General features: G+C 40.5%; 19 protein-coding genes. 6 read left to right on the top strand and 13 right to left on the bottom strand.

Features of this window, described 5'->3' with window-relative positions; all coding sequences use genetic code 11:
* The first annotated feature begins 8 nt into the window (after positions 1-8).
* Genes C7B62_RS07275 through C7B62_RS07260 form a run of 4 tightly spaced genes read left to right on the top strand, consistent with a single transcriptional unit; the run spans position 9 to position 2062 of the window.
* Positions 9-485: a hypothetical protein gene (locus tag C7B62_RS07275; protein WP_106234145.1), complete on the top strand. Its 477-nt coding sequence runs from the start codon at positions 9-11 to the stop codon at positions 483-485.
* Between the two features lie 45 nt (positions 486-530).
* A complete protein-coding gene (locus C7B62_RS07270) occupies positions 531-1241 on the top strand; it encodes a hypothetical protein (protein WP_106234143.1) in 711 nt (236 codons plus the stop codon).
* 42 nt (positions 1242-1283) lie between these two features.
* Positions 1284-1832: a Uma2 family endonuclease gene (locus C7B62_RS07265; protein ID WP_106234141.1), complete on the top strand. Its 549-nt coding sequence runs from the start codon at positions 1284-1286 to the stop codon at positions 1830-1832.
* Between the two features lie 2 nt (positions 1833-1834).
* On the top strand, positions 1835-2062 hold the full coding sequence (locus tag C7B62_RS07260) for a lipopolysaccharide assembly protein LapA domain-containing protein (RefSeq protein ID WP_106234139.1): 228 nt from the start codon (positions 1835-1837) through the stop codon (positions 2060-2062).
* Positions 2063-2262: 200 nt separating this feature from the next.
* On the opposite strand, the gene C7B62_RS07255 is transcribed toward C7B62_RS07260, so the two are convergent.
* The 10 genes from C7B62_RS07255 to C7B62_RS07210 form a co-directional block, all read right to left on the bottom strand.
* Positions 2263-3768, bottom strand: coding sequence for a helicase C-terminal domain-containing protein (locus C7B62_RS07255; RefSeq protein WP_199194093.1), 1506 nt, complete (start codon positions 3766-3768; stop codon positions 2263-2265).
* A 149-nt stretch (positions 3769-3917) separates the two neighbouring features.
* On the bottom strand, positions 3918-5120 hold the full coding sequence (locus C7B62_RS07250; RefSeq protein WP_106234134.1) for an HhoA/HhoB/HtrA family serine endopeptidase: 1203 nt from the start codon (positions 5118-5120) through the stop codon (positions 3918-3920).
* A 125-nt stretch (positions 5121-5245) separates the two neighbouring features.
* Positions 5246-5833: a DUF1802 family protein gene (locus tag C7B62_RS07245; protein WP_106234132.1), complete on the bottom strand. Its 588-nt coding sequence runs from the start codon at positions 5831-5833 to the stop codon at positions 5246-5248.
* Between the two features lie 46 nt (positions 5834-5879).
* Entirely contained in the window at positions 5880-6356 is a 477-nt protein-coding gene (locus C7B62_RS07240; protein WP_106234129.1) for a chemotaxis protein CheW, read from the bottom strand.
* Positions 6357-6403: 47 nt separating this feature from the next.
* Positions 6404-10291 carry a hybrid sensor histidine kinase/response regulator gene (locus C7B62_RS07235; protein ID WP_106234127.1) on the bottom strand — a complete coding sequence of 1296 codons (3888 nt, stop codon included), beginning with the start codon at positions 10289-10291 and terminating at the stop codon, positions 6404-6406.
* Positions 10292-10331: 40 nt separating this feature from the next.
* Positions 10332-12461, bottom strand: a complete 2130-nt coding sequence (locus C7B62_RS07230; RefSeq protein WP_106234124.1) for a methyl-accepting chemotaxis protein — start codon at positions 12459-12461, stop codon at positions 10332-10334.
* A gap of 46 nt (positions 12462-12507) precedes the next feature.
* Positions 12508-14886: a methyl-accepting chemotaxis protein gene (locus C7B62_RS07225; RefSeq protein ID WP_106234122.1), complete on the bottom strand. Its 2379-nt coding sequence runs from the start codon at positions 14884-14886 to the stop codon at positions 12508-12510.
* A gap of 31 nt (positions 14887-14917) precedes the next feature.
* A complete protein-coding gene (locus C7B62_RS07220; RefSeq protein ID WP_199194092.1) occupies positions 14918-15457 on the bottom strand; it encodes a chemotaxis protein CheW in 540 nt (179 codons plus the stop codon).
* Positions 15458-15488: 31 nt separating this feature from the next.
* Complete coding sequence (locus C7B62_RS07215; protein WP_106234119.1) at positions 15489-15851, bottom strand: response regulator transcription factor; 363 nt, start codon at positions 15849-15851, stop codon at positions 15489-15491.
* A gap of 256 nt (positions 15852-16107) precedes the next feature.
* Positions 16108-17307 (bottom strand): response regulator, encoded by a 1200-nt coding sequence (locus tag C7B62_RS07210; RefSeq protein WP_106234117.1) that lies wholly within the window; start codon positions 17305-17307, stop codon positions 16108-16110.
* Between the two features lie 284 nt (positions 17308-17591).
* Here C7B62_RS07210 and C7B62_RS07200 point away from each other — a divergent pair, with 284 nt between their 5' ends.
* Positions 17592-18251, top strand: a complete 660-nt coding sequence (locus tag C7B62_RS07200; protein WP_106234112.1) for a helix-turn-helix transcriptional regulator — start codon at positions 17592-17594, stop codon at positions 18249-18251.
* 240 nt (positions 18252-18491) lie between these two features.
* On the opposite strand, the gene C7B62_RS07195 is transcribed toward C7B62_RS07200, so the two are convergent.
* Genes C7B62_RS07195 through C7B62_RS07185 form a run of 3 tightly spaced genes read right to left on the bottom strand, consistent with a single transcriptional unit; the run spans position 18492 to position 19817 of the window.
* On the bottom strand, positions 18492-18953 hold the full coding sequence (locus C7B62_RS07195; RefSeq protein WP_106234109.1) for an HNH endonuclease: 462 nt from the start codon (positions 18951-18953) through the stop codon (positions 18492-18494).
* Positions 18954-18979: 26 nt separating this feature from the next.
* Positions 18980-19363: a hypothetical protein gene (locus C7B62_RS07190; protein WP_199194091.1), complete on the bottom strand. Its 384-nt coding sequence runs from the start codon at positions 19361-19363 to the stop codon at positions 18980-18982.
* Complete coding sequence (locus tag C7B62_RS07185) at positions 19356-19817, bottom strand: hypothetical protein (protein ID WP_106234104.1); 462 nt, start codon at positions 19815-19817, stop codon at positions 19356-19358. The genes C7B62_RS07190 and C7B62_RS07185 overlap by 8 nt, the downstream gene beginning before the upstream one ends.
* Positions 19818-20078: 261 nt before the next feature.
* Here C7B62_RS07185 and C7B62_RS07180 point away from each other — a divergent pair, with 261 nt between their 5' ends.
* Positions 20079-20609 carry a hypothetical protein gene (locus C7B62_RS07180; RefSeq protein ID WP_146132061.1) on the top strand — a complete coding sequence of 177 codons (531 nt, stop codon included), beginning with the start codon at positions 20079-20081 and terminating at the stop codon, positions 20607-20609.
* The last annotated feature ends 25 nt before the right edge of the window (positions 20610-20634 follow it).

Genomic DNA, 20634 nt, shown 5'->3' with positions numbered 1-20634 from the left:
ACTTAACCATGTCCAGACGTTTTATATCTCGCAAACAGAAAACAGAGGTCGAACTGTTTCCTTTTCTTTCTGTCCTCGCCTGTACTATTGGGACGCTAGTTCTACTGATTGTTGTCTTAACTACCCAAGCTCTCAAGCCCCAAGAAGCCGTGGTCGTTGCCAAAACCGAGGCTAAAACTGATAAAAATAGCAAAGGAGCTAACAAGAATAAAACTCCTGTCTATATCGAGGCTCGTGAAGATGGTTTTATCTTGCACCCTAGTAAAAAGTTTGCCCCAAGAACAGATTTATATGATGAAAAATCGGCTTTGAGAAAGACTATTGCTAATCTTAAGGCGAATAAAAACAAACAATACCTAATCTTAATTCTCCGTCCCGACGGGCTAGAAATGTTTGACAAAGCTCGCCAGTTGGTACAGGGAGAGGGAATAGATATTGGCTATGAACCTTTAGAATATGGTTTAGAGCTGAAGATTGAAAGTTAAACATAAGCAAATTTTAAAATATATTTAATTAGATATATGTAACTCATGAGAACCAGAGCCAGACGCAGAATGCCTCATGCTGGTCAAAATTTAGACTCTTTTTTAGATGTTTTGACTAATACCGTAGGCGTATTAATATTTGTCAGTATATTTGCCAGTTTAATTGCCACAGGAGGAGATGGACCCAAAAGTCGTGTTACCATTCAAACTCCGCTTTCTTCCCCGACAAATAAAGAAGCATTGTGGTTTGAAATCCGCAATAAAAAAGTGAGTAATCTAGATTTACGTCAAGTGAGAGCTAAAGAGCTAGATTTATCAGGTAGTTTACCTAACTGTAACAAGCCGACTAGTGGCGACTCTCTTAGTCTGGGCAATTATCAATCTTGCTTATTGAGTATTCTGGGTCGTCAAAGTAACTTTAGAGTCGATACCGCTAACTATCGAGTAAGAACAGTAGACCAGGGAGTCTCATTGCTGTTTGAACCTTTATCCGCAAATATTGGCGAGACTACTACTCAATTAGGCGCAGCAAACTCTACTTATCAGCAGGTCTTATCAAAGTTTAATCCCCAAAAAGACTATTTAGTATTTATTGTCAGACCAGATAGTTTTGAGGCGTTTCGTAACGCTAGAAAAAAAGCTTGGGAAGCGGGGTATGAAGTTGGCTGGGAACCTATTGACCAAGATGCGCCAATTAAAATCAGGACGATTATTGGTTCAGAGCTTCCAGGCGGAAAATCAATCGGCGTACAATAGTATGAAACAAAATAGTGATAGCAAGTAAGTGACGTTTGAGCTATGACAATAACCCCTTATAAATGGTCGGTTGAAGAATATCATTTAATAATTGAATCTGGACTGTTAGCAGGTAAATCTGTTGAATTATTAAATGGTGAGATAGTTGAGATGAGTCCTGAAAGAGAAGAACACAGCTACACTAACGACGATGTAGCACAATTGCTAAGAGAAAAATTGCAAGGATTAGCAAAAATCCGCGAATCTCATCCTATTACCCTCGATAATTCTGAGCCTGAACCAGATATAGCAATAGTCAGATTACCCAAAACTATCTACGCACAACATCATCCTTATCCCCAAGATATCTACTGGCTGATCGAAATATCAAATAAAACTCTGAGCAAGGATTTAACCGAAAAAGTTACTATCTACGCCCGTAACGGCATCGTGGAGTATTGGGTGATCGATTTAGTCAATAAAAAACTAATTGTTCATACCTCTCCTCAAAACAATAACTATACAAAAATCACAGAATATACCAAAGGGGCAATTTCGCCTTTGGCTTTTCCCAATTTGGAGATTGCTCTAAAGCAATTGCTATTATTTTAATTATGAAATCTTTTACCAGTTTATTAAGCTCACTAATTCTCGCGATTTTGGTAGTGGCGATCGCCATTTTCTCAATCCAAAATATTCAGGATGTGTCCCTTAAGTTTCTCACCTTCGAGTCAATTACTTTTCCCGTTGGCGTGTTATTAGCTCTTTGTAGTGCGCTCGGCATTATTTTAGGCGCATTAATCCCGATTCTGTTTTCCCGCAGGAAAACTCGTAGAGGCTAGTAGTGCTTTGCCAATTTATCAATGATGGGTGAGCAAGCTTGGAGTAATGAGTAATGAGTTTTTTACCTACTACCTATTTGCGAAGCTACATACGGCTTATGCGCAGCGGTACCCTTTAGGGCAAGCCTTTGTCCTTTAGGACTACCTACTACCTAATCCCAACCCATCAATTAATATTTAACAAACTAGTAGCGCTTCTCTTAAGAATCAGGATAACCAAACCAGGTGGGGTCGATATAATTAATCCGAGCGCAGGGTTCGAGAGCAGATAAGATAGTTTTGCCGTAGCTGCGGAAATTAACCCGATTATCTAAAAGAGCAACAATACTTTGCGATTCTCTGAGGGGAACAGTAGTCTGTTCTAGAGTTTTTAAGGCAGCAGGCAACAAATATAGCCTAAACCAGTCTTGACGCTGATCTTTGTAATACTTAACTAAATTAGCTACGAGTGGATTCTCTAGAGAGGGAATTGGTAAAGTGGCAATAATCAGCAGCCTGGGAATTGGTAAAAATTCTTGATGTTGATTCCAAAATGACCAACCACAGATCAAAATATTATCTTTTTGCACCTTAGTTTTTTCTACCTTAACCCTAGAGCCAAATTCCCCTGCCAAGACTGAACCAACTTGTCCTTGAAGAGGTACATCATCAGCAATGACGACGATTAGACCTCCGATGCTGCTGCTGAGTCCTACTAGCAGCAAACTCTCAGCTAAAAATGATTGCCGAAAATCGCGAGAATTGGGCATAGGAAAGCGATCGGGCAAATAAAGTTGAATATGATTGTTTTGTCGATTAGGAGTAAATTTAAGGGTCAGAATCTCGAAATTTAAGCCAACTCTTTGACGATACGTCGTTGCCTCTGCTTCGGCATCCAAAAAGCTGCCAATGACTACTACAGGCTGCTGTTGCCAAATGGAGCTAAGTTGTTTACTGACTCTGGCTGGGGCAAGATTAATCGTTAGCGAACCCCGATCGCGATCCCGAGCAATCCAAGATACATTGGACTTATCAGCCTGCTGTTGCCAGAACTGACCAAATTTACCTGTTAATATCTGTTGCTGATTTAAGGTTTCGCAGAGGCGGTTGATTAACTCTAATTCTGAGGCGAGCAAGACATAGTTACGATAGGGATTTTCAGGACGAGCAAAAATTGATTTGGTGAGCTTGATTCTCGTATTACGAATCAACTCTTGAGCCTGGGGCGTAGACTGTAGTAAGGTATCCCAATCTCCTACAGTAATGCTGATGGTTAACAACTGTCGAGTCCATTCTTCCAAATTATCAGCGCGATCGATAATGGTAGGAATATTCGCGGGAAACTTATCTTGAGATCCTAAGCGATCGCTCAACCAGCTTTGAGGGGAAGTAAGTAACAGTTGATCGCCCAATTGCCAGCGATCGCCACTACGTACTTTTTTATTGTTCCCCAGCCATTGCTGTAGTTTAGGAATTTCCGTCTCTAGCAGATATTGTTGAGTAGCTTTTGGCGCAATGACAATTACTGACCAGTCTCCTAATAAGATGGGCGTAAGATAGCTCAAACAGTATTTACTAACACTACTGCCTGTCTGCATTAAGGCAGGACGACCCAAACGTAAAGCGCGGGAAATAAGGCGCGCCATCGTCAGATGATGAGGAAAATTTCGATTCCCATGCTGGCGCAAAAAATCGCGCAGGGAAGAATGAACATCTGCTTCGATCACGTTAATCTTGTCTGCTGAAAAAGAACCACGGTGTTTTTGTAAATTAGCTGATTGCCAATCGATGAAATAGGTTTCCTTTGCTAATCATAAACAACCGTCGCACTAGTTCCAATTACTTTTATGCTCTTGGCTATATTTTGACGCTTAATTTACCCATCCTTTTGAGCTTGAGGAAAAGTACCAGGCTTCACTTTAAGAGTTTTAGCTTGACCATCTCTAATAATTTTTACTTGCAATTCTGCCCCAATTTCACTTGCATCCACCTGTTCCTGTACTTGAAGAGAAGTTGTCACGCCTAAATTGCCGATCTGACTAATGACATCTCCTGGCTGAAAGCCACTTTTAGCAGCAGGAGAACCAGGAATCACTTTGACCACCAAAACTCCCTCAGACTGAGCAATTTTAAAGTCAAATTCCTGGGTAGAATTAATTTCCGCTTTAGTTTCTTGGTTGAGATTAATCATCTGCACTCCCAAGTAGGGATGGTCTGCCTGTCCTTTAGTAAATAGCTGGTTAGCAATTCTTTGGGCTGTCTCAATAGGGATGGCAAAGCCTAACCCCTCCGCATCAGCACGGATCGCTGTGTTGATGCCAATGACCTCTCCTTGAGAGTTAAGCAATGGTCCGCCTGAATTACCAGGATTGATCGCTGCATCCGTTTGAATAAATCTGACCCGCTTATCAGGAACTCCAACTTGAGAACTAGAGCGATCTAGGGCGCTAATAATACCTACTGTGACGGTATTGTCCAACCCTAAAGGATTACCGATCGCGATCGCCCATTCTCCAGGAGTCAAATTTTCAGCATTGCCGAAGTTAACAATGGGAAGATCTTTTGCTTCAATTTTAATCGCCGCTAAATCGGTAAAAGAATCTGTTCCTAAAACTTTGCCTTGATAACTAGTACCATCTTTGAGGGTGACCTGAACTCTTTCGGCACCATTGACTACGTGAGCATTAGTAATTAGACGACCATCTGAGGCAATAATAAAGCCTGAACCAGTTCCCCGTTCAATTCGATCTGGCTGATTCTGCGAGTTTTGCCCCTCTTGATTGTCGAAAAAACGTCGCAACGGATTGTTTAGATTTCCAGGTAAAGCAGTAGAAATATGACGAGAGGCATCAATTCTCACTACGGCAGGACTCACTTTTTGTACCGCAGTCGCAATAAAGTTAACATTGCGATCGCTATTTATAGAAGTACTAGAGGGAAGCGGACTTGCTGCGGTGGATACTTTAGCCTGCTGTACTGGTGTTGAGCGTTGGGCATGGTAATTGCCCCAAAAGCCTAAGCTAGTGCCAATACCAAATATACCTATATAAATACCTAGCCTGTGAGAAAAGAATTTCATATTATTTATTGATGCGGGGTTGATTCCCTAATCACAATTATTACAGACAAAAATCAATAAAGTTTTCTTAATCTCAAATCAGGCTCAATAACCCGATTTATTTTCAAGGTTAATCTAAAAGTTGACTATTTATCATCAGAATTAGCCGAAATTAAAGTTTTGATTGTTTTTACCTGGGTTGTATATCGATCATCACTCATGACAGGATTCAGGAGATCTGTAGCAATAGGCTCAATTAAGTCAATCCACGATTTGCACCCACTATAGGCATCGTTATAAGGAATACTTGTGGGTGTCGGCAAACGATAGACTTTTAATAACAGCACCAGTAATGGTCTTTGAGGCTGCCATTTAAGGCGATCGCCAATCATCTGTTGATGCCAAATATGATATGGTTGCAATGCTGTAATCTGCTCTTGATTGGTTATTGGCACCACATCGGTAATTTCGGCGCAGCTTTGAATGCTCACTGTCTGTGGATGCCACCCAGACTCTACTGGAGTTACTTTAGCAGCATATTCTGCCTTAAGTAGATGGGGGTGTTGGTGTTCATAAGTTGGATAGAGCCAGACCAAAGGTTGCTGAACTTGAAAACCTGCCTCACGAATGCCACCTTTACGCAACAGCACAATTGTCTCTCCCTTACTCAAAGCCTCAACGGCGATCGCCCATTCTTTTAATGCGTGTTCGAGCTTCTGGCTGACTAATACCATAGCTAATTTTTATCATCAATAATCTGCATTCTCTATCTATTCTTAACTATACAAGACGAGTCAAATCTAAAATAAAAATTGTTTTGACAGCATCTTTTTGAGAAATTACTGTAACGTGGCTAGCAATTTCTAAGGTATCCGCGCGACGATAAGTATCAGGTAGTAAACGAATCTGCTCTAAAGAGACATCCATCAGAGTTGGTGCTTGGGACACAGCAATTCCCAGGGGTTCATCGGCAATATTTTTACTAATAATCACATAGCCTGAGGATTCAGACTGAGTTAGGCTAATGCCAAACAACTTTTGATGCAGATCGACTATAGCAATTTCTTGTTCAGGAAAATGAGCTAGATTAACATGGCTCAAGCCACTACCATAAACCTCAATTTGCTTAACTACTTTCTGCACTTGCAGTATTGGTAAAGCTAGGGTTAGTTTACCTATCTCAAATACTAACAGCTTAATTGACCTGTTGCTTTGAACAGCGGTGTTCAAACTCGAATCAACGATTAAATTACTCATAATTTGAATTTGACTACTAAAAAATTTATTTTGTACAACTACTTAAACTATGAGCGCAGGTATTGTTCAATTTCTGAGATAAACTTGTCCTCAATATAGGGCTTGGTAAAGAATCCTGATGCCCCTAAACTTGCTGCTAAATTTCGATGTTTTTCAGTTCCGCGCGAAGTCAGCATCACTACAGGTACTTGACATAACTGGGATTCTTGACGGCGTAGGGTCAGAAACTCAAAGCCGTTGACGTTAGGCATTTCAAGATCACAAATCACCAAATCAGTTTGCAAATTACTGCGGAGTTGGTTTAATCCTTCCGCACCATCTCGACCCTGTAATACTCGGTAACCTTTTTGCTCTAGACTTGAAGCTAGGGTGCTACGCAAAGCAGAAGAATCATCAACAATCAAGATAGTTTTAGTTTTAATAGCGATCGCTTGGGTCTTATTCTGTTTATTCTCCGAATGTTTCTTCCCCTCTAAGATTTTTTTTACTTCTTGAATAAAGTCTTGTTCTACATAGGGCTTGGTAAAGTAACCGTCAGCCCCTAATTGTTTGGCTAAATTGCGATGTTTTGCTCCACTACGAGAAGTCAACATAAAAGTGGGAACTTGTGCCAGAGTCGAATCTCGACGACGCATCCCCAAAAACTCAAAACCATTCATCACAGGCATTTCTACATCACAGATAATTAAATCAATCTCAGGATGCTGTTTGAAACCGTTGAGCGCTTCCTTACCATCTTTTTTCTGCACTACCCGATAGCCTTCTTTTTCTAAAGTCAAAGCCATGGTACGTCTTAAGGCAGTAGAGTCATCCACAATCATGATGGTTTTAACAGTGGTCAGCTGATCTGTAGCTGCTGTGGCGATCATACTAGGAGCAGCAGGATCAATCTGAACTGATTGAGCTGCTATTACTGCTGGAGTATAGCTTGAAGTGATAATCGGGTGTTGTTCTTCGCCCAAAATCATCCCAATTAAGGCAGAACCGTCAAAGGCGGGAATGAGACTGCCATCGCTGAGGATTGTACAGCCATAACTATAGCTGGGAGGAGCGATCGCCTTGCCGTAGGGTTTAATCACTAATTCTTGTTCACTCAAGAGGCTAACAACTTCTAAGGCAAATAATTGTTGTCCTCGTCGCAGCAAAAGCAAGGGTGCAGCCCAATCTTCAGGAGGAGCGATCGTTTTAAACGTTTTACTATTAGAATCAGTATCGGGGATGGGACAGTTGTAAGATAAAATTTCTGGCAGAGCATAAATTGGAATCAGCTTACCCTTAAGGAAGAGAAACTGCTGTCCGTTAGCTAGTTTGATTTGTTCGGCGGTGGGAATGATAATCTCTTCAATACTGTCTGCAGGAATAGCAAAGGCTGTCAAGCCCAGGGAGCAAATTAATAGTTTGGCAATAGTTAGAGTTAAGGGAAGACGGAGAGTAAAAGTAGATCCACTGCCAGGAAGAGAAGTTACGCCAATCTTCCCCTTGAGAGTTTCAACTTGCGATCGCACAATATTCATCCCCACTCCTCGACCAGAAAGTTCACTAACCTGACTTGCAGTTGAAAATCCTGGTTCAAAAATTAGCTCAAATAGTCTTTCTTGGGTTGCAGAGGCAGCTTCTTGAGGCGAAATCAAACTCCGTTCAATTCCTTTTTGGGTAATTTTGGCTAAATCCAAACCCTGACCATCATCTTTCACCTCAATCACGGTTTGATTACCCTGATAATATGCCTGTATTTCTATTGTTCCAGTGGCAGACTTTCCTTGATGGGTTCTAATCTGGGGATCTTCAATGCCGTGGTCGAAAGCATTGCGCACCAGATGGAGTAGAGGATCGGACAGCTTTTCCAAAACTGCTTTATCAACTAATACTCCAGTCCCTTTCAACTTCAGGTCAACAGCTTTATGATATTTGCTAGATAAATCTCGGAGGATACGCGGAAAACGCTGCAAAATTTGCTCTAGGGGTAACATTCTCACCCACATCAACTCATCCCGCATCTGTCCCAACATTTGACGTTGACTATTGATCGTCCGATCCGACTGCTGGGCAAAAATTGTAATATCTTCTACGCTTTCCTCAAGCTGCACCATTTCTTCTAACACTTCTTGTAAAGCGGAGTTGAGCAGATTATAGCTATCGAGTTCCAAGACATCAAACTCAGTATCAGCATCGTGATCTAAAGTGGGATGATCTTGGAGAGTGCTAGGGATACGAGAGCGTGCTTCTAACAACATTTGGTCTGATATCGATCGTAGCTGTTTGGTAACTTCTCGAAAACGCCAACACTTTTGCTCTAGTTCAGAGACATTTTCCTGTAGCTGTTCGTTTTGCAAAGCCAGACTATTACGATTGATGGTTAATTCTCCCACTAAATTATTCATGCGTTCTAGGCGATCGAGATCGACCCGTACTGAAAGTTTAGCAGCGGCGTTTTGAGCAGTTTTTTTGCCTCCAGTTGAGTCTTGAGCTGCAAATGTAGGTGCTGATTCTGCTGGAATTAACGAATCAGCCTCGGCACGGGGAAGATGGTCAAAAATATTGGCAATTGATTCGATAGCTGCGCTTATTTCAGATTCGGCTTGACGGTCGGAAATTTGCTGAGGATCGACGACTGATTCAGATTTCGCGATCGCCATCTCACTAAATTCATCAAATTCATCAGCAGTAGTACCAAAAATTTCAGCTAAAGCTTGATTTGCAGCAAGATCAGATGATAATTCCTGGTTGGTCAGAACATTATTGGTCTCAGTGGGTATTTGTTCGGTTGCTGGGTCAAAAATTTGACTAAAATTATCATCGACACTGGGTTGCTCGTCCACCCTTGACCATATGCTGTGGAAGTCGGCAGAATTTTCTTCGGCTTCACCAACATTATTGGTCTCAGTAGCTATTTGATTAGCTGCCAGGTCAAAAATCTGACTTAGAGCATCACCTGCTGCTTCAGGTGCGGTATCCGTTTCCAGCGGTAACTCATCAGCATCAGTAATAGTACCAAAAATATCCTCGGCTAAAGCTTCATTGTCGGCAAGATCTGACCAGCGCTCAGGGTCTAAAATTTCATCAGTTACAGGTACAGTGGACTCAAAATGGTCTTGAGCCAATACTGTTTGCTGATCCCTAAAATCAGCTTCAGCAACTTTAGTAACTTTGTTTTGAGCTAATTCAATCAAAGCCAGAGAAACTGTGCCACCTCGTTGGCGATCGCCTGCTAATACCTGTTCGGTAGCAAGGGTACAGTCGGTCAGGGTGACTTGGATAATAGCTAATGCTGCTTGGGGATTTAGCTGTAAGGCTGCTTGAGCAGTTTGGACAATATCGCCAAAGCCTGAAAGGTTAAACAACTCGGCAAAACCCGCCAACATTTCGAGGGTATTCTTTAATTCTACTGCTGGTTCATAATTACTAGGAGCGAGCAGAACTGACTGCAAATGATCTAAAGCTTGAACTATGTCCACTTCAAAAATGGAAGCAACAATATCCACTCCCAAATCATTAGAGCTAGGAAGATAGTTATCAGCATTTTTGAGAGCTTCAGCTAAACGAACTTCTAGAGCAGCAAATACTGGTTCGGCTTTGAGTAGAGCAGCTTCCTCGTCAAAAGAGCCTACCTTAATTTGTTCGAGTAGAGGGTGAGATAAACAGTCGTAACCTTGAAGCAATAAACTTTCTAACTCCAGATCAAAATCAACCTGATCGCTATAAAGAGCCTTGAAAAAATCTTCTAACCGATGCGCCAACAATTCAATTGCCCCCAATTCGACGCTAGCAGCACCACCTTTGATGGAGTGAGCAGCCCTCATCAATTCGTGTACCTTCGGTATACTGTGGTCTTGGCGTAGTTCAAGCAAGCCTGTTTCCAAAATCTGTAAAAGTTCTTGGGCTTCTTCGACAAAAAATTGATACGCTCGATCGCGAATATCGGGGTTGAGTGACATGGTTTAGATCTAGATTGACAATTATATTAAGTAGACAAGACTAGGTTTTGAATTTCGCAATATGAGACTGAAGTTTTTCGGCGATCGCCGATAGTTCTCGAACTGAATTAAATACTTGAGTTGCCGAGTGGGAATTATGTTCGGCGATCGCTGCTACCTCAACAATCGTTTGACTTACCTGAGTAGAAGTACTGGACTGTTGCTGGGTAGCCTGGGTGATTGAGCTGACCAACTTGCTAATTTCGCTACTTACTTGATTTACCTGATTTAAGCTCTGACGAGTTTGCTCTACCAGTTCATTCCCCGAAGCAATTTGTGCTGCTCCCTTATGCATCGCTTTAACTACTTCGGCAGTTTCTAGTTGAATCTTGCTGACTAAGGTTTCAATTTCGGCGGTTGCTTCTGCCGACTGAGTAGCCAGAGATCTAACCTCATCGGCAATTACGGCAAAACCCTTCCCCTCTTCTCCTGCTCGTGCTGCTTCAATAGCAGCTTTAAGTGCCAAAAGATGGGTTTGAGCTGCAAAACGACCAATTAGATTAACCGCCTGGGAAATTTCCTGGGAAGATTCCCCTAGTTTTTCTGCTTTGGTCGCAGTTTGCGTAACAGTCTGCTGCACCGCTTTGATTTCGGCAACAGTAAGACTCATAGCCTGGTCTTCACGAGCAATGGTGATAGCTGCCTGCTGAGCAAAGGTTTCTGCCCGATCCGCCTGATTTGCTACCAGACCAATTGATGTTTCCATCTCTCTTACCTGCTCTAGTATTTGGGAAATTGAAGTAGCTTGGGCGATCGTTTCCTGAGCTAAAGATTGAACTGCCAGATCATTAGCAGAAGTATTGAGCTGTACTTCTGTTGCTGCTGCTTTAGTCTGATTGACTAACCTTTGTAAACTTTCGATGGTCGAATTATAAGAATCGGCGATCGTGCCAATTTCATCTTCTGTTACCCTGGCGCGAATAGTTAAATCACCTTGAGAAACCTCCTCGACTTCCTGTAGCAGACTTAAAGCTCTAGCCTGAATTGCTTCTTTTGCCGACTTCTCACGAATCTCAGCTAGCTTTTGCTGTTCTAAAAGTTCTAACCGAGTAATAGCAAAACCGATTTGGCTGGCAATTTGGATGAGAAACTCTATTTCTTCATTCATCCAGGGAACAAGATGAGCTGATTGATGAACCATTAATAATCCATTTAATTGATTCTCAATCATGACAGGGGCAATTAAACAAGATTTTACGCCTAAAGATTCTAGATACTCTTGTTTAGCTGGGTTTAAACTGGCTTGACCCAGATCGTTGATTACTTCGATCTGGGGCAAATATGCTTGAGCTAAATATTCCTCTACTAGTTCAGCACTCAAATTACTATTTTGAATTGCTCGACTACCCTGAGCCACACATTCGGCTACAGCGATCGCTGAAGGCATGGTAGAGCCTGGATGGGGTCTAATCGCCGCTTGGGCATCAAATTGATAGTAAACAACTCGTTCTGCTTTAAAAGTTTGATAACTTCCCTGCACCACCGCCGTTAAAATTTCTACCCAATCTTTAGCACGAGTTAATTTCAGAGTGATATCTTTGATACTTACTGATTGTTGAGTCAGTCTGCTTTGAAACTCCACAAAATTTGTTAAATAAACCGCCAGACGATTGAGCTGGCGACTAAAGTGAGCAATTTCATCAGTTCCCGCAATGGCTAATCGAGTCGTATACTTGCCCTGAGCCATTTGTTCTACGGCTTGAGTCGCTTGGAGAATTGGGCGCAACCATCGATTTGCCAGAGCAGAGGCGATCGCCCCTATGCCCACTGCCACCAGTGCTGAACCTAGCGCCAACAGTAACCTAAATTTTCTTTGAGGAGCATCAAGATTAGTCGTGTCTGCGTCTGCGTCTGTAGCTAAAATCCCCTGCGAGTTAAGCTTAGGCAATTCTCCGCCTTGGGCTGGAGCAATTTTTTTCAAGTTAATTATCTGTTGGGCAACGGAATCGACAGCAAAATAATATGCCGCTGAACCAACTACAAAGGTAGGTATGGTACTTATGGCGATCGCTAATACCGTCATTTTCAAGCGTAGACTTTGCTGCCACCACGATCCTGGAGTTACATCAGCATCATCTTGAATCAGATAGTCAGGAGTTTGTTCTTGGTCACGATTATGAGCAAAATTCATAGTAATCTCAATCAAATTATGAATAAATTAGGTTTCAATAATTTAGTTAGCTGACTTTGAATTTAGCTACACTATTTTCTAGCTGCTGAGCCACAATCAACAGATCTTGGAACGATGCTGAGACAGCGATCGCTTCTGTAGCCGTCTGATTGGAAATTTCAGCAACGTCTAACATAGTCTTAGTCACTACTGCCGAATCCTGAGACTGTTCTACGGTAGCTGCGGCAATTTCTGCCACTAGCTGATTAATCTCTTGACTCACATCCGCAATTTGAATTAGGGAAACACGAGTTTTATCTACCAGTTTTGTTCCCGCCACTACCTGCTCTGTCCCCGCCTCCATGGCTGCCACTACTTCCTTAGTTTCTAACTGAATTTCTGCCACTAAAGCCTCAATTTCTGCCGTTGCCTCCGCCGATTGACGAGCTAGCGATCGTACTTCCTCGGCAACTACCGCAAACCCTCTGCCCTCTTCCCCTGCATGAGCAGCCTCAATCGAAGCATTAAGAGCGAGCAGATTTGTCTGATCGGCAAAGTTACTAATGACGTTGACTACTTTAGAAATCTTTTGAGATGATTCTCCTAGACGTTTAACTTTTTTGGCTGTGGCGGCTACAGTATCGCGTATTTCTTGGAAACCTGCTACGGTTTGATTCATCGCCTCATCCCCTGCCTTGACGGTTTGGGTCGCTTTAAGCATGGCTGCTTCCGCTGTCTTGGCATTATGAGCTACCGCCTGAATTGAGTTGGTAATCCCCTGAATTCGCTTTAAAGCAGCATTAATTTCCGTAGTCTGTGCCGATGCGCCAATAGATAATTCCTGAATCGAACGATCTTTATCACTGGTAGTAATAGAAACTTGCAGCGCAGCAGTTTTCACCTGAGATACTAGCTGACGTAAACTTTCAATCGTCGCGTTGTAGGAATCGCCAATAGTGCCAATTTCATCTGACTGCACCTTTACCTGTACAGTTAAATCCCCCTGACTGACAGGATCTACCTCCATCAATAACTCCAAGGCTCGTCGCTGGAGATTTTCCTTAGCAGCTCTTTCCTGCTGCTGTGCCTGCTGCTGCTGTTCAAGGAGTTCTATTTTCTCAACTGTTCTGCCAACCTGTTCCGCAATCCGAGTCAATAAGCTAATTTCACCTGAGTCCCAAGTTCTAGCACTACAATGATGGGCAATTAATAAACCCGCTAATCTATTGGCTGTAACTACAGGGGTAATGAGACAAGCCACTACCGCTAATGGTTCTAGCATTTTGAGATGGTAATCATCTAATTTTTCCTGGTAAATATTGGCGATCGCTTTCACCTGTCCCTGTTGATATGTTTTGGCATCTTTTTCGGCAACAGGATCATTAATTTCTGTTCCTAAAATTTGAGGAAAGCCCTCTTTAACTGCTTCGGCAACAACCTTACCCCGCCCATGTAGATCAAAACCTTGATAAATCACGCGATCGGCTTGCAGCACTTGGCGACTGCTGGCGACTGCCGTTTGCCAGGCTTCTGGAGCGTTGCTTGCCTGGGTAAGACTGTAGATAATTCCCTGCAAAAGACGAGAACTTTCGGCATCTTGTTTAAGACGAGCTTCATTGAGTTCAATCGAATCTGCCAGGGCATTAAAAGTGCTGCTCAACATACCGACTTCATCTTGAGCATAAATCTTCGCTCTCACCCGCAAATTACCCCGAGAAAAATCCTGAGCAACTGTTTGTAGACTTTGAATTGGTTTAGCGATCGCCTGTTTTAACAGGTGATTTAGATAGATAATAAAAATCAACATAATCAAAGATAGCAGGGACTGAGCTAGCAAACTACTTTGGAGAATATGATTAAGAGACTGCACCAAAGTCCCGTGTACCAAAACTCCTACAGGATTACCCTTGCTGTCATTAATAACTTGAGCTGCTAGGACGTACTTATGTCCTTTTATAGTCGTCGTCTGGTGAACTTTTCCCTGGCTGTTGATTGCCTGCTCTAGAATCTGCTGATCTGGTAAAGCCAGGTTGGTGCTGGTTGTTCCGCCAATTTGGGCTGAAGATGAGGCCAGAGTCACTGTACCATCGGCTTGAAGTAAGTAAACAGCACTGTAATCTTGTTCTTCGGTGACGGCAGTTATGGTTTTTGCTAAAGCTGATAAATTAGTGCCAAGTGGGGTTGGAGATAAAAGAATTACCTTACTCTTAAGATCGAGTCGAGATTCAGTTTGCTTAATTAAGCGATGCTGGAGAGTTCCTTGCAGAATTAATCCTCCCACCCCTAAAACCAAAGCTAGTCCGCCACAACTCAACCAAGGAATTAAATTGATCTTACGATTGAGGGGAAGATCGTATATTCGCCGTTGCCAAGATGATGGGGAGAGAGAAGAATCCATAATCTGTGCTGGTTTTTTTGTTTGGGGTAACTGGGGTAGATTATTCATAGAAACTTAAGATAGATAGTAAGTTAATTAGTTAATTAGGAGTGGGCATGGCAGAGGCGATCGCCTGTCCATCAAGAGCTAAAACCATTTCGTCTGAAGATTGCAGCCAATATCCTTGTAAAAAGCTATGTAATCGCGGATTCATCTGCGGATCGAAGACAGCTTGAATTGAAGCAGGATCGCAGGTTTCTAAATCATCTACCCCTGCTACGACTAAGCCTAAGTCAATCTTCTGGCCGTTATTTTCTCTCTCAGGAGAAAGAACAATTGCTGTAGATAAGACGCGATCTTGTTGCTGCTGATACCAACAACCTAGGCCCAGTAATTGTCTTAAATCAAGCATCCACAAAATATCTCCTCGCCAGTTATAAACTCCCATAACCCAGGCAGGCATTTGGGGAATTGGCATAATTTGCGCTAACTGTATTTTGAGAACCTCCGTTACCTGCTGAATCGGCAGCATGGCTTTGGTATCAGGATCGAGTTGAAACTTGAGATACTGTAATGTTTTGCCGCTAATGTTTGGCATATTTGCATTAGATGAGCTGGGTTGGGTGCGTAGATTAGACATTAGAGTACACCTGAAACATTGTTTAATTACTTTAAGCAATCAATTCCTTGACTTTACCGACGAATTCCTGCTGATTGATCGGCTTAAGAATATAGGCATCTGCTCCTTGCTTCATCCCCCAAAATTTATCTATTTCTGTTGCCTTAGTTGAACAAAGAATAATCGGAATTTTATTAGTATGATCTGAACCCTTTAACTCACGACAGATTTCAAAACCACTGCGTCCTGGCAAAACCACATCTAAGATAATTAGATCGGGAAAATCTTGCTGAATTTTCGCCAGTGCTTCTTCTCCACTTACAGCAACAGAGACATTAATGCCAACTCCCTGCAAACAACCTGTAATAATCGCTCTTTCGGTAGCAGAATCATCAACAACCAGAGTGTACCCCATAACAAAAGTCACCTCAATTTGTGATTGTTCTTAGCTGTACACAAATCGGCTTTTTGGTACGAAACTTCAGTACGAAAAACGCGACGTAATTTTTTAGCCATGGTTTTGGGAAAATGCTTTTTGATCAGACTGACAAGATTTATAGTTCCCCTCTCAAACAATAAAAGAACCATCAGTTTGAAAGTTTGTTTAAAACAGTTAACATAACCTGTAAATTTTTTCTAAATAATTAAATCAATTGAAAAGTCGATCAAGTTTATTTTGGGTGTACTACGTACTTATCAATTGTGCTTAATACCTGTTCAGGTTTGGCTGGTTTACCCAAAAAATCAGTTGCGCCAACTATTTTGGCGCGAACTCGATCGACAATGCCGTCGTTGCCTGTGAGAATCACAATCGGCGTTTGTTTAAAGAAAGAAAGCCTACGCAATTGAGAACAGATTTCGTACCCGTTGGTATTAGGCATCACCAAATCTAAAAAAATCAGGTCTGGTTTACGATTGAGTAAAACAGCGATCGCTCTCAAACCGTCAGTTTCACTGACAAAGTTATATCCCGTAGTCTGAATAATGCTTTCCATCGTTTGACAGATAATCGGGCTATCGTCAATACAGGCGATCGTCAATCGCCGATAAGCTTTGTTTTGAAACAGTTTTTGGGCAAAAGGAGTTGACACAGGAGGGTCAAGATCGTTTACTGCCACAAGCTGTACCAAACCCATCTGCACATAGGGCAAAAGAGAGCGCGTCACGGTGATCAGATCTCGCCTCAGGCGTACGCTCAAATCTCTTAAAGTTTGTTTGCCGTCTAAAAGTTGACTGAGGTTTTGATAAACTTGCGGGGAAGTTTTAGTTTTAAGGGCTTGAGGATGATGGATAATGGGAGCTAAATCGGGAGAGCGATCGGCAACTTTAGCATTTCGCCAGGCAGAATAGAGCTTGTTCGACTCAATAATCATCTGTTCCGCATCAATTAAGATTAGCCTGGTGGTTAATAAATTATCTGGGACTAATTCACAATACACTTCGATCGCTTGGGTGACATCAAACAGCACCTCAATTACCGTAGCGCGAATAATTTTAGTAGCCTGTTCACGAGTAATTTTGTTTTGATCGATCCAAGTCGACAACAATTGATATTCCCAAGAAATGCGTAATTCTTCTTGAGAAATGTTAGTTAAAGATGACTGTAATTCTTCAATTTTATTTAGTCTTTCGGGACAATAGGCAGTAAAATGTCTACGCCATCGTCTAACAGGATGAACTCCTCCGCTAGCATAGACAATACGACCCAAATAAAGATAGATTATCCAAGTATGGTCTTGCTGATCGCAGATAATTAGCTGACCGCTAAATCGATTTTCTTTAAGAGATTCAAAGAATTTAATTTGTTGAGTGGCTGTAAAGTGTTGAATATGAGTCCGAGCCTGACTAATTTCATTTTTGGCAGTCGTCATTACCAACCTCTTGTTAATAAAACTGAGCGTAATTTGAGAGTGAGCTGTGACCCAAGTAAGAAAGAGTAAACTATAGACATTTTTATCAGTGCTTTAGCTAATAAATAATCAAAACTCAGTATTGCGATTTATGATCATTTTGATCGGTATTCCTTTTAATAGTTCCCGAAAATTAGATAATACTATCAGTTCGATCAATATTTATTGCTGTATTACAGCTAAATTGTGCGCTCAAATCGACAACGATAAAATCATTACTTGCTTTGTCAATGTTTTAAAAGAAAATGAATCAAGATCCATCTCAAACTAATAAAGAGCGACTACAGAATTTGATGCATCAAGCAGGCATCACCGACATTAATGAGCTTAGTCAGGTGGCAAAGGTAGCTCGACTACAGTTAATGAGAATTCAGCAGGGTCTAATTCTTAATATTTCTGTTGGCGCGATCGCTCAGATTGCTCAAGCCTTAAATGTATCAGTAGATAGTTTACTCAAAACCTTTGTTGAACAACACCCAGTTGGCAATCAGTCTGCAACATCTTCTCAAGATCGTGATGCTTTGACTGCCTGTCGGCAAGAATATCAAAAATTACAGCAAGAAATGACTCAGCTACAGCAAGCGTTGCAGGTAGAGTTTCAACAAGACAGCTTAGAAACCATTGAATCTTGGCTGTTGCAATGGCCCACCGCTGCTACTGCCGTACGTCAAAATCCTCAATTGCCAGCCACTAGACTACTTTCTTTGGTAGAACCAATAGAACAATTAATTAAGCACTGGAACGTATCAACTATTGCCACTGTCGGGGAAGAATTAGCCTACGATCCGCAAAATCACCAGTTGATGAAGGGTATTGCTCAACCAGGAGAATTGGTCAAAGTACGTTATGTAGGGTACAAACAAGGAGATAAATTACTCCATAAAGCAAAAGTAAGTCCTGTTTGATCGTCTCAGCAATTAACTCTCTCAGCACTGATTGGTATACAACATGATATAGGTTCTCAATTGTTAATATTGGCGATCGCTGGAATAACAAAAATAATTATCTCTCTTATGTCACTTTCCCAGATGGATCATTACTCATAGACTCAAAACGATCGTCCTACGAATAGATAGGCGATCGCACTTATACTAAACCCATCATAATGAACCTGATCTTTATAGTCTAGAGGGTGGAGAATATGTCTAATAACTAATTTCTTTACACAAAGATTGAAGTAATTTAGTAGGACGAGCTAGTTTAACTCCGAGATAAAGGTCTGGATAATTCATGAATATATGATGCTCATATTCGTACCAGTGTTTTTCACCTTTTTCTTGATTGCAATATTGGCAAATAACCCATAAATTTTCAAAATTAATAGACAGCCAAGGATATTGAGATCTGGGTAATTTATGATCGATTGTCCTACCTCCCCTATCAAAATAATTATCACCACATATTGAGCAAAACCAATCAGAATTATTTTTTACCCAATCTTTGCTTTCTTGAGTAGTTCCACATTCACCGTCTCCATTTATATAACGCCAATAATCATAGGCACGATAATTTTCAAAATCTTCTTCAGTTAACTTATGGTATCTTTTTTTACCAATTTTATTTGCTAACTTAAATAATTCTTTTAATTCTTTATTCTCTAAATTCATGATTTTTATATTATTTAAAATAAAGGTTACTTGTTGTAGTTAATTATTTCTATTGTTGAATCGGGAAATTGCAAATCTATAATTTCTGATATTTGATTGACTTCTCTGGCTAATCTATAGTTAAAATCATTGATTTCTTGATTAGTAAGATATTTATTGCCAACTCTATCTGATTCTAAAAACAGTTCTTCTAAAGACCAATCTTTGATTTTTTCTCGATCTTGCAATTCTTCTAATTTTCGAAAAAGTTCAATAACCTTAGTCCAGCCGACATTTTTATATTTGTTTACTTTTAACCATATTTGATTTTCTTGATCTAGTTTGCTTTTATTTTCTGAATTAGAATGTTGTATCTGACGATAATTCATTCCCTGAAATCTTATTTTAGTCATGTTATGTTCTTTATCCAAGAGTTGAATGAAAAAATTTAATTACTGCTTTTCGTATTTCACTATCTTCGTATTGTAAAATTTCCTTGGTTTGTTGAGCTATCCTAAGTTTTATTAAGTCGACAATATTTTTTAATCTTTTATTGTCTTTTTTAAGCTCTGCATTTATTTTTTGCAGCCGATCATTGTCTGCTAAAAGTTTTTTTAGTTTTGCTTCATCACTTATTTCGGATTCTCCTCGAATTTCTCTCTTGTACTTCTCAATTTCTTTATCCTTTTTGGTTACTAAAGCTTTTTGTGCTGCTTGAAGACGTTGACGATTTAGCAATTCTTTTCCTGCAAAAAATGAAACAAGTTTACGAATAGTAAGCTCATCTGGATCATTACTAAAATCAACTTCTAACAAAGCTCTTTTAGCATCTTCTTTGGTCCATCCTTCATTATTTAATAAATTAATAGCCTCAGATTTGTTCATGGTTAGTCATAATGCAATATATAAAAATTAATTTGCAACTAACACAAACATAATCTATTGACTAATTAGGATCAGTGATTATCGTCATAATTAGCACTTAATTTAATTAGCAATCGCCTATTTATTTGTAGTGCGATCGCTCTTTTTATTTTCTCGATCATCTAAAATTACATTGTAATTTCGATCACCACGTCCAGTAACTTTTAAAACTACTATTATAAGTATGTTTATTTATTATTAGCTATGTGTTTAAGCATAAAGTTGCAATTAAAATCCGTTGATCAAGTATTAGTTATCAACTCTTTAACAAATGAATCAAAAGAAGTAAAGATTGGTTTTTTACAAGAAGCTGCTCGTGACTCTTTGATGATGTTATTTCAGTATAAATACTATGAATTAATAATTAATGCAGAAGAAATATGGAAGAAAGTTCAATGTTTTAATCCTGAAATTGAAAAAATCAAAGAAAATTATATAGAGCAAGAATTTAAACGGATAATTTCCAACAACGAATGGATGAAAATTACAGATCATGACCGAGAAATGTACAACAAGGCTCTATCTACTTGGGCAAATTCATATAATTCCCAACCTAATAAACAGAGTTTTGATAAATTTGTATTTATTCCTGTTGCTGGTGGTGCAATGGCTGGCGCATTAACCTATAGTACCATTGGCGGTGTGGGGATAGCTGCTTCTGGAAGTGCTTTAGGAATTGGATCTTTGGGTTTAACTGCTTTAGGAACAATAGGAGGTCTAGCTGTCTACGGTGCAAGCAAAGCATTTCACTAAATCCCATAATATTCAGACACTTAAT

The sequence above is a fragment of the Pleurocapsa sp. CCALA 161 genome (assembly GCF_003003995.1).
GTDB lineage: Bacteria > Cyanobacteriota > Cyanobacteriia > Cyanobacteriales > Xenococcaceae > Waterburya.
This window is presented reverse-complemented; position numbering and strand designations above follow the sequence as displayed.

Bases quoted from the DNA above. Each gene is read 5' to 3' on its own strand.
- C7B62_RS07275 (WP_106234145.1), top strand. From the start codon at position 9: ATGTCCAGACGTTTTATATCTCGCAAACAGAAAACAGAGGTCGAACTG.
- C7B62_RS07270 (WP_106234143.1), top strand. From the start codon at position 531: ATGAGAACCAGAGCCAGACGCAGAATGCCTCATGCTGGTCAAAATTTA.
- C7B62_RS07265 (WP_106234141.1), top strand. From the start codon at position 1,284: ATGACAATAACCCCTTATAAATGGTCGGTTGAAGAATATCATTTAATA.
- C7B62_RS07260 (WP_106234139.1), top strand. From the start codon at position 1,835: ATGAAATCTTTTACCAGTTTATTAAGCTCACTAATTCTCGCGATTTTG.
- C7B62_RS07250 (WP_106234134.1), bottom strand. From the start codon at position 5,120: ATGAAATTCTTTTCTCACAGGCTAGGTATTTATATAGGTATATTTGGT.
- C7B62_RS07245 (WP_106234132.1), bottom strand. From the start codon at position 5,833: ATGGTATTAGTCAGCCAGAAGCTCGAACACGCATTAAAAGAATGGGCG.
- C7B62_RS07240 (WP_106234129.1), bottom strand. From the start codon at position 6,356: ATGAGTAATTTAATCGTTGATTCGAGTTTGAACACCGCTGTTCAAAGC.
- C7B62_RS07235 (WP_106234127.1), bottom strand. From the start codon at position 10,291: ATGTCACTCAACCCCGATATTCGCGATCGAGCGTATCAATTTTTTGTC.
- C7B62_RS07230 (WP_106234124.1), bottom strand. From the start codon at position 12,461: ATGAATTTTGCTCATAATCGTGACCAAGAACAAACTCCTGACTATCTG.
- C7B62_RS07225 (WP_106234122.1), bottom strand. From the start codon at position 14,886: ATGAATAATCTACCCCAGTTACCCCAAACAAAAAAACCAGCACAGATT.
- C7B62_RS07220 (WP_199194092.1), bottom strand. From the start codon at position 15,457: ATGTCTAATCTACGCACCCAACCCAGCTCATCTAATGCAAATATGCCA.
- C7B62_RS07215 (WP_106234119.1), bottom strand. From the start codon at position 15,851: ATGGGGTACACTCTGGTTGTTGATGATTCTGCTACCGAAAGAGCGATT.
- C7B62_RS07210 (WP_106234117.1), bottom strand. From the start codon at position 17,307: ATGACGACTGCCAAAAATGAAATTAGTCAGGCTCGGACTCATATTCAA.
- C7B62_RS07200 (WP_106234112.1), top strand. From the start codon at position 17,592: ATGAATCAAGATCCATCTCAAACTAATAAAGAGCGACTACAGAATTTG.
- C7B62_RS07195 (WP_106234109.1), bottom strand. From the start codon at position 18,953: ATGAATTTAGAGAATAAAGAATTAAAAGAATTATTTAAGTTAGCAAAT.
- C7B62_RS07185 (WP_106234104.1), bottom strand. From the start codon at position 19,817: ATGAACAAATCTGAGGCTATTAATTTATTAAATAATGAAGGATGGACC.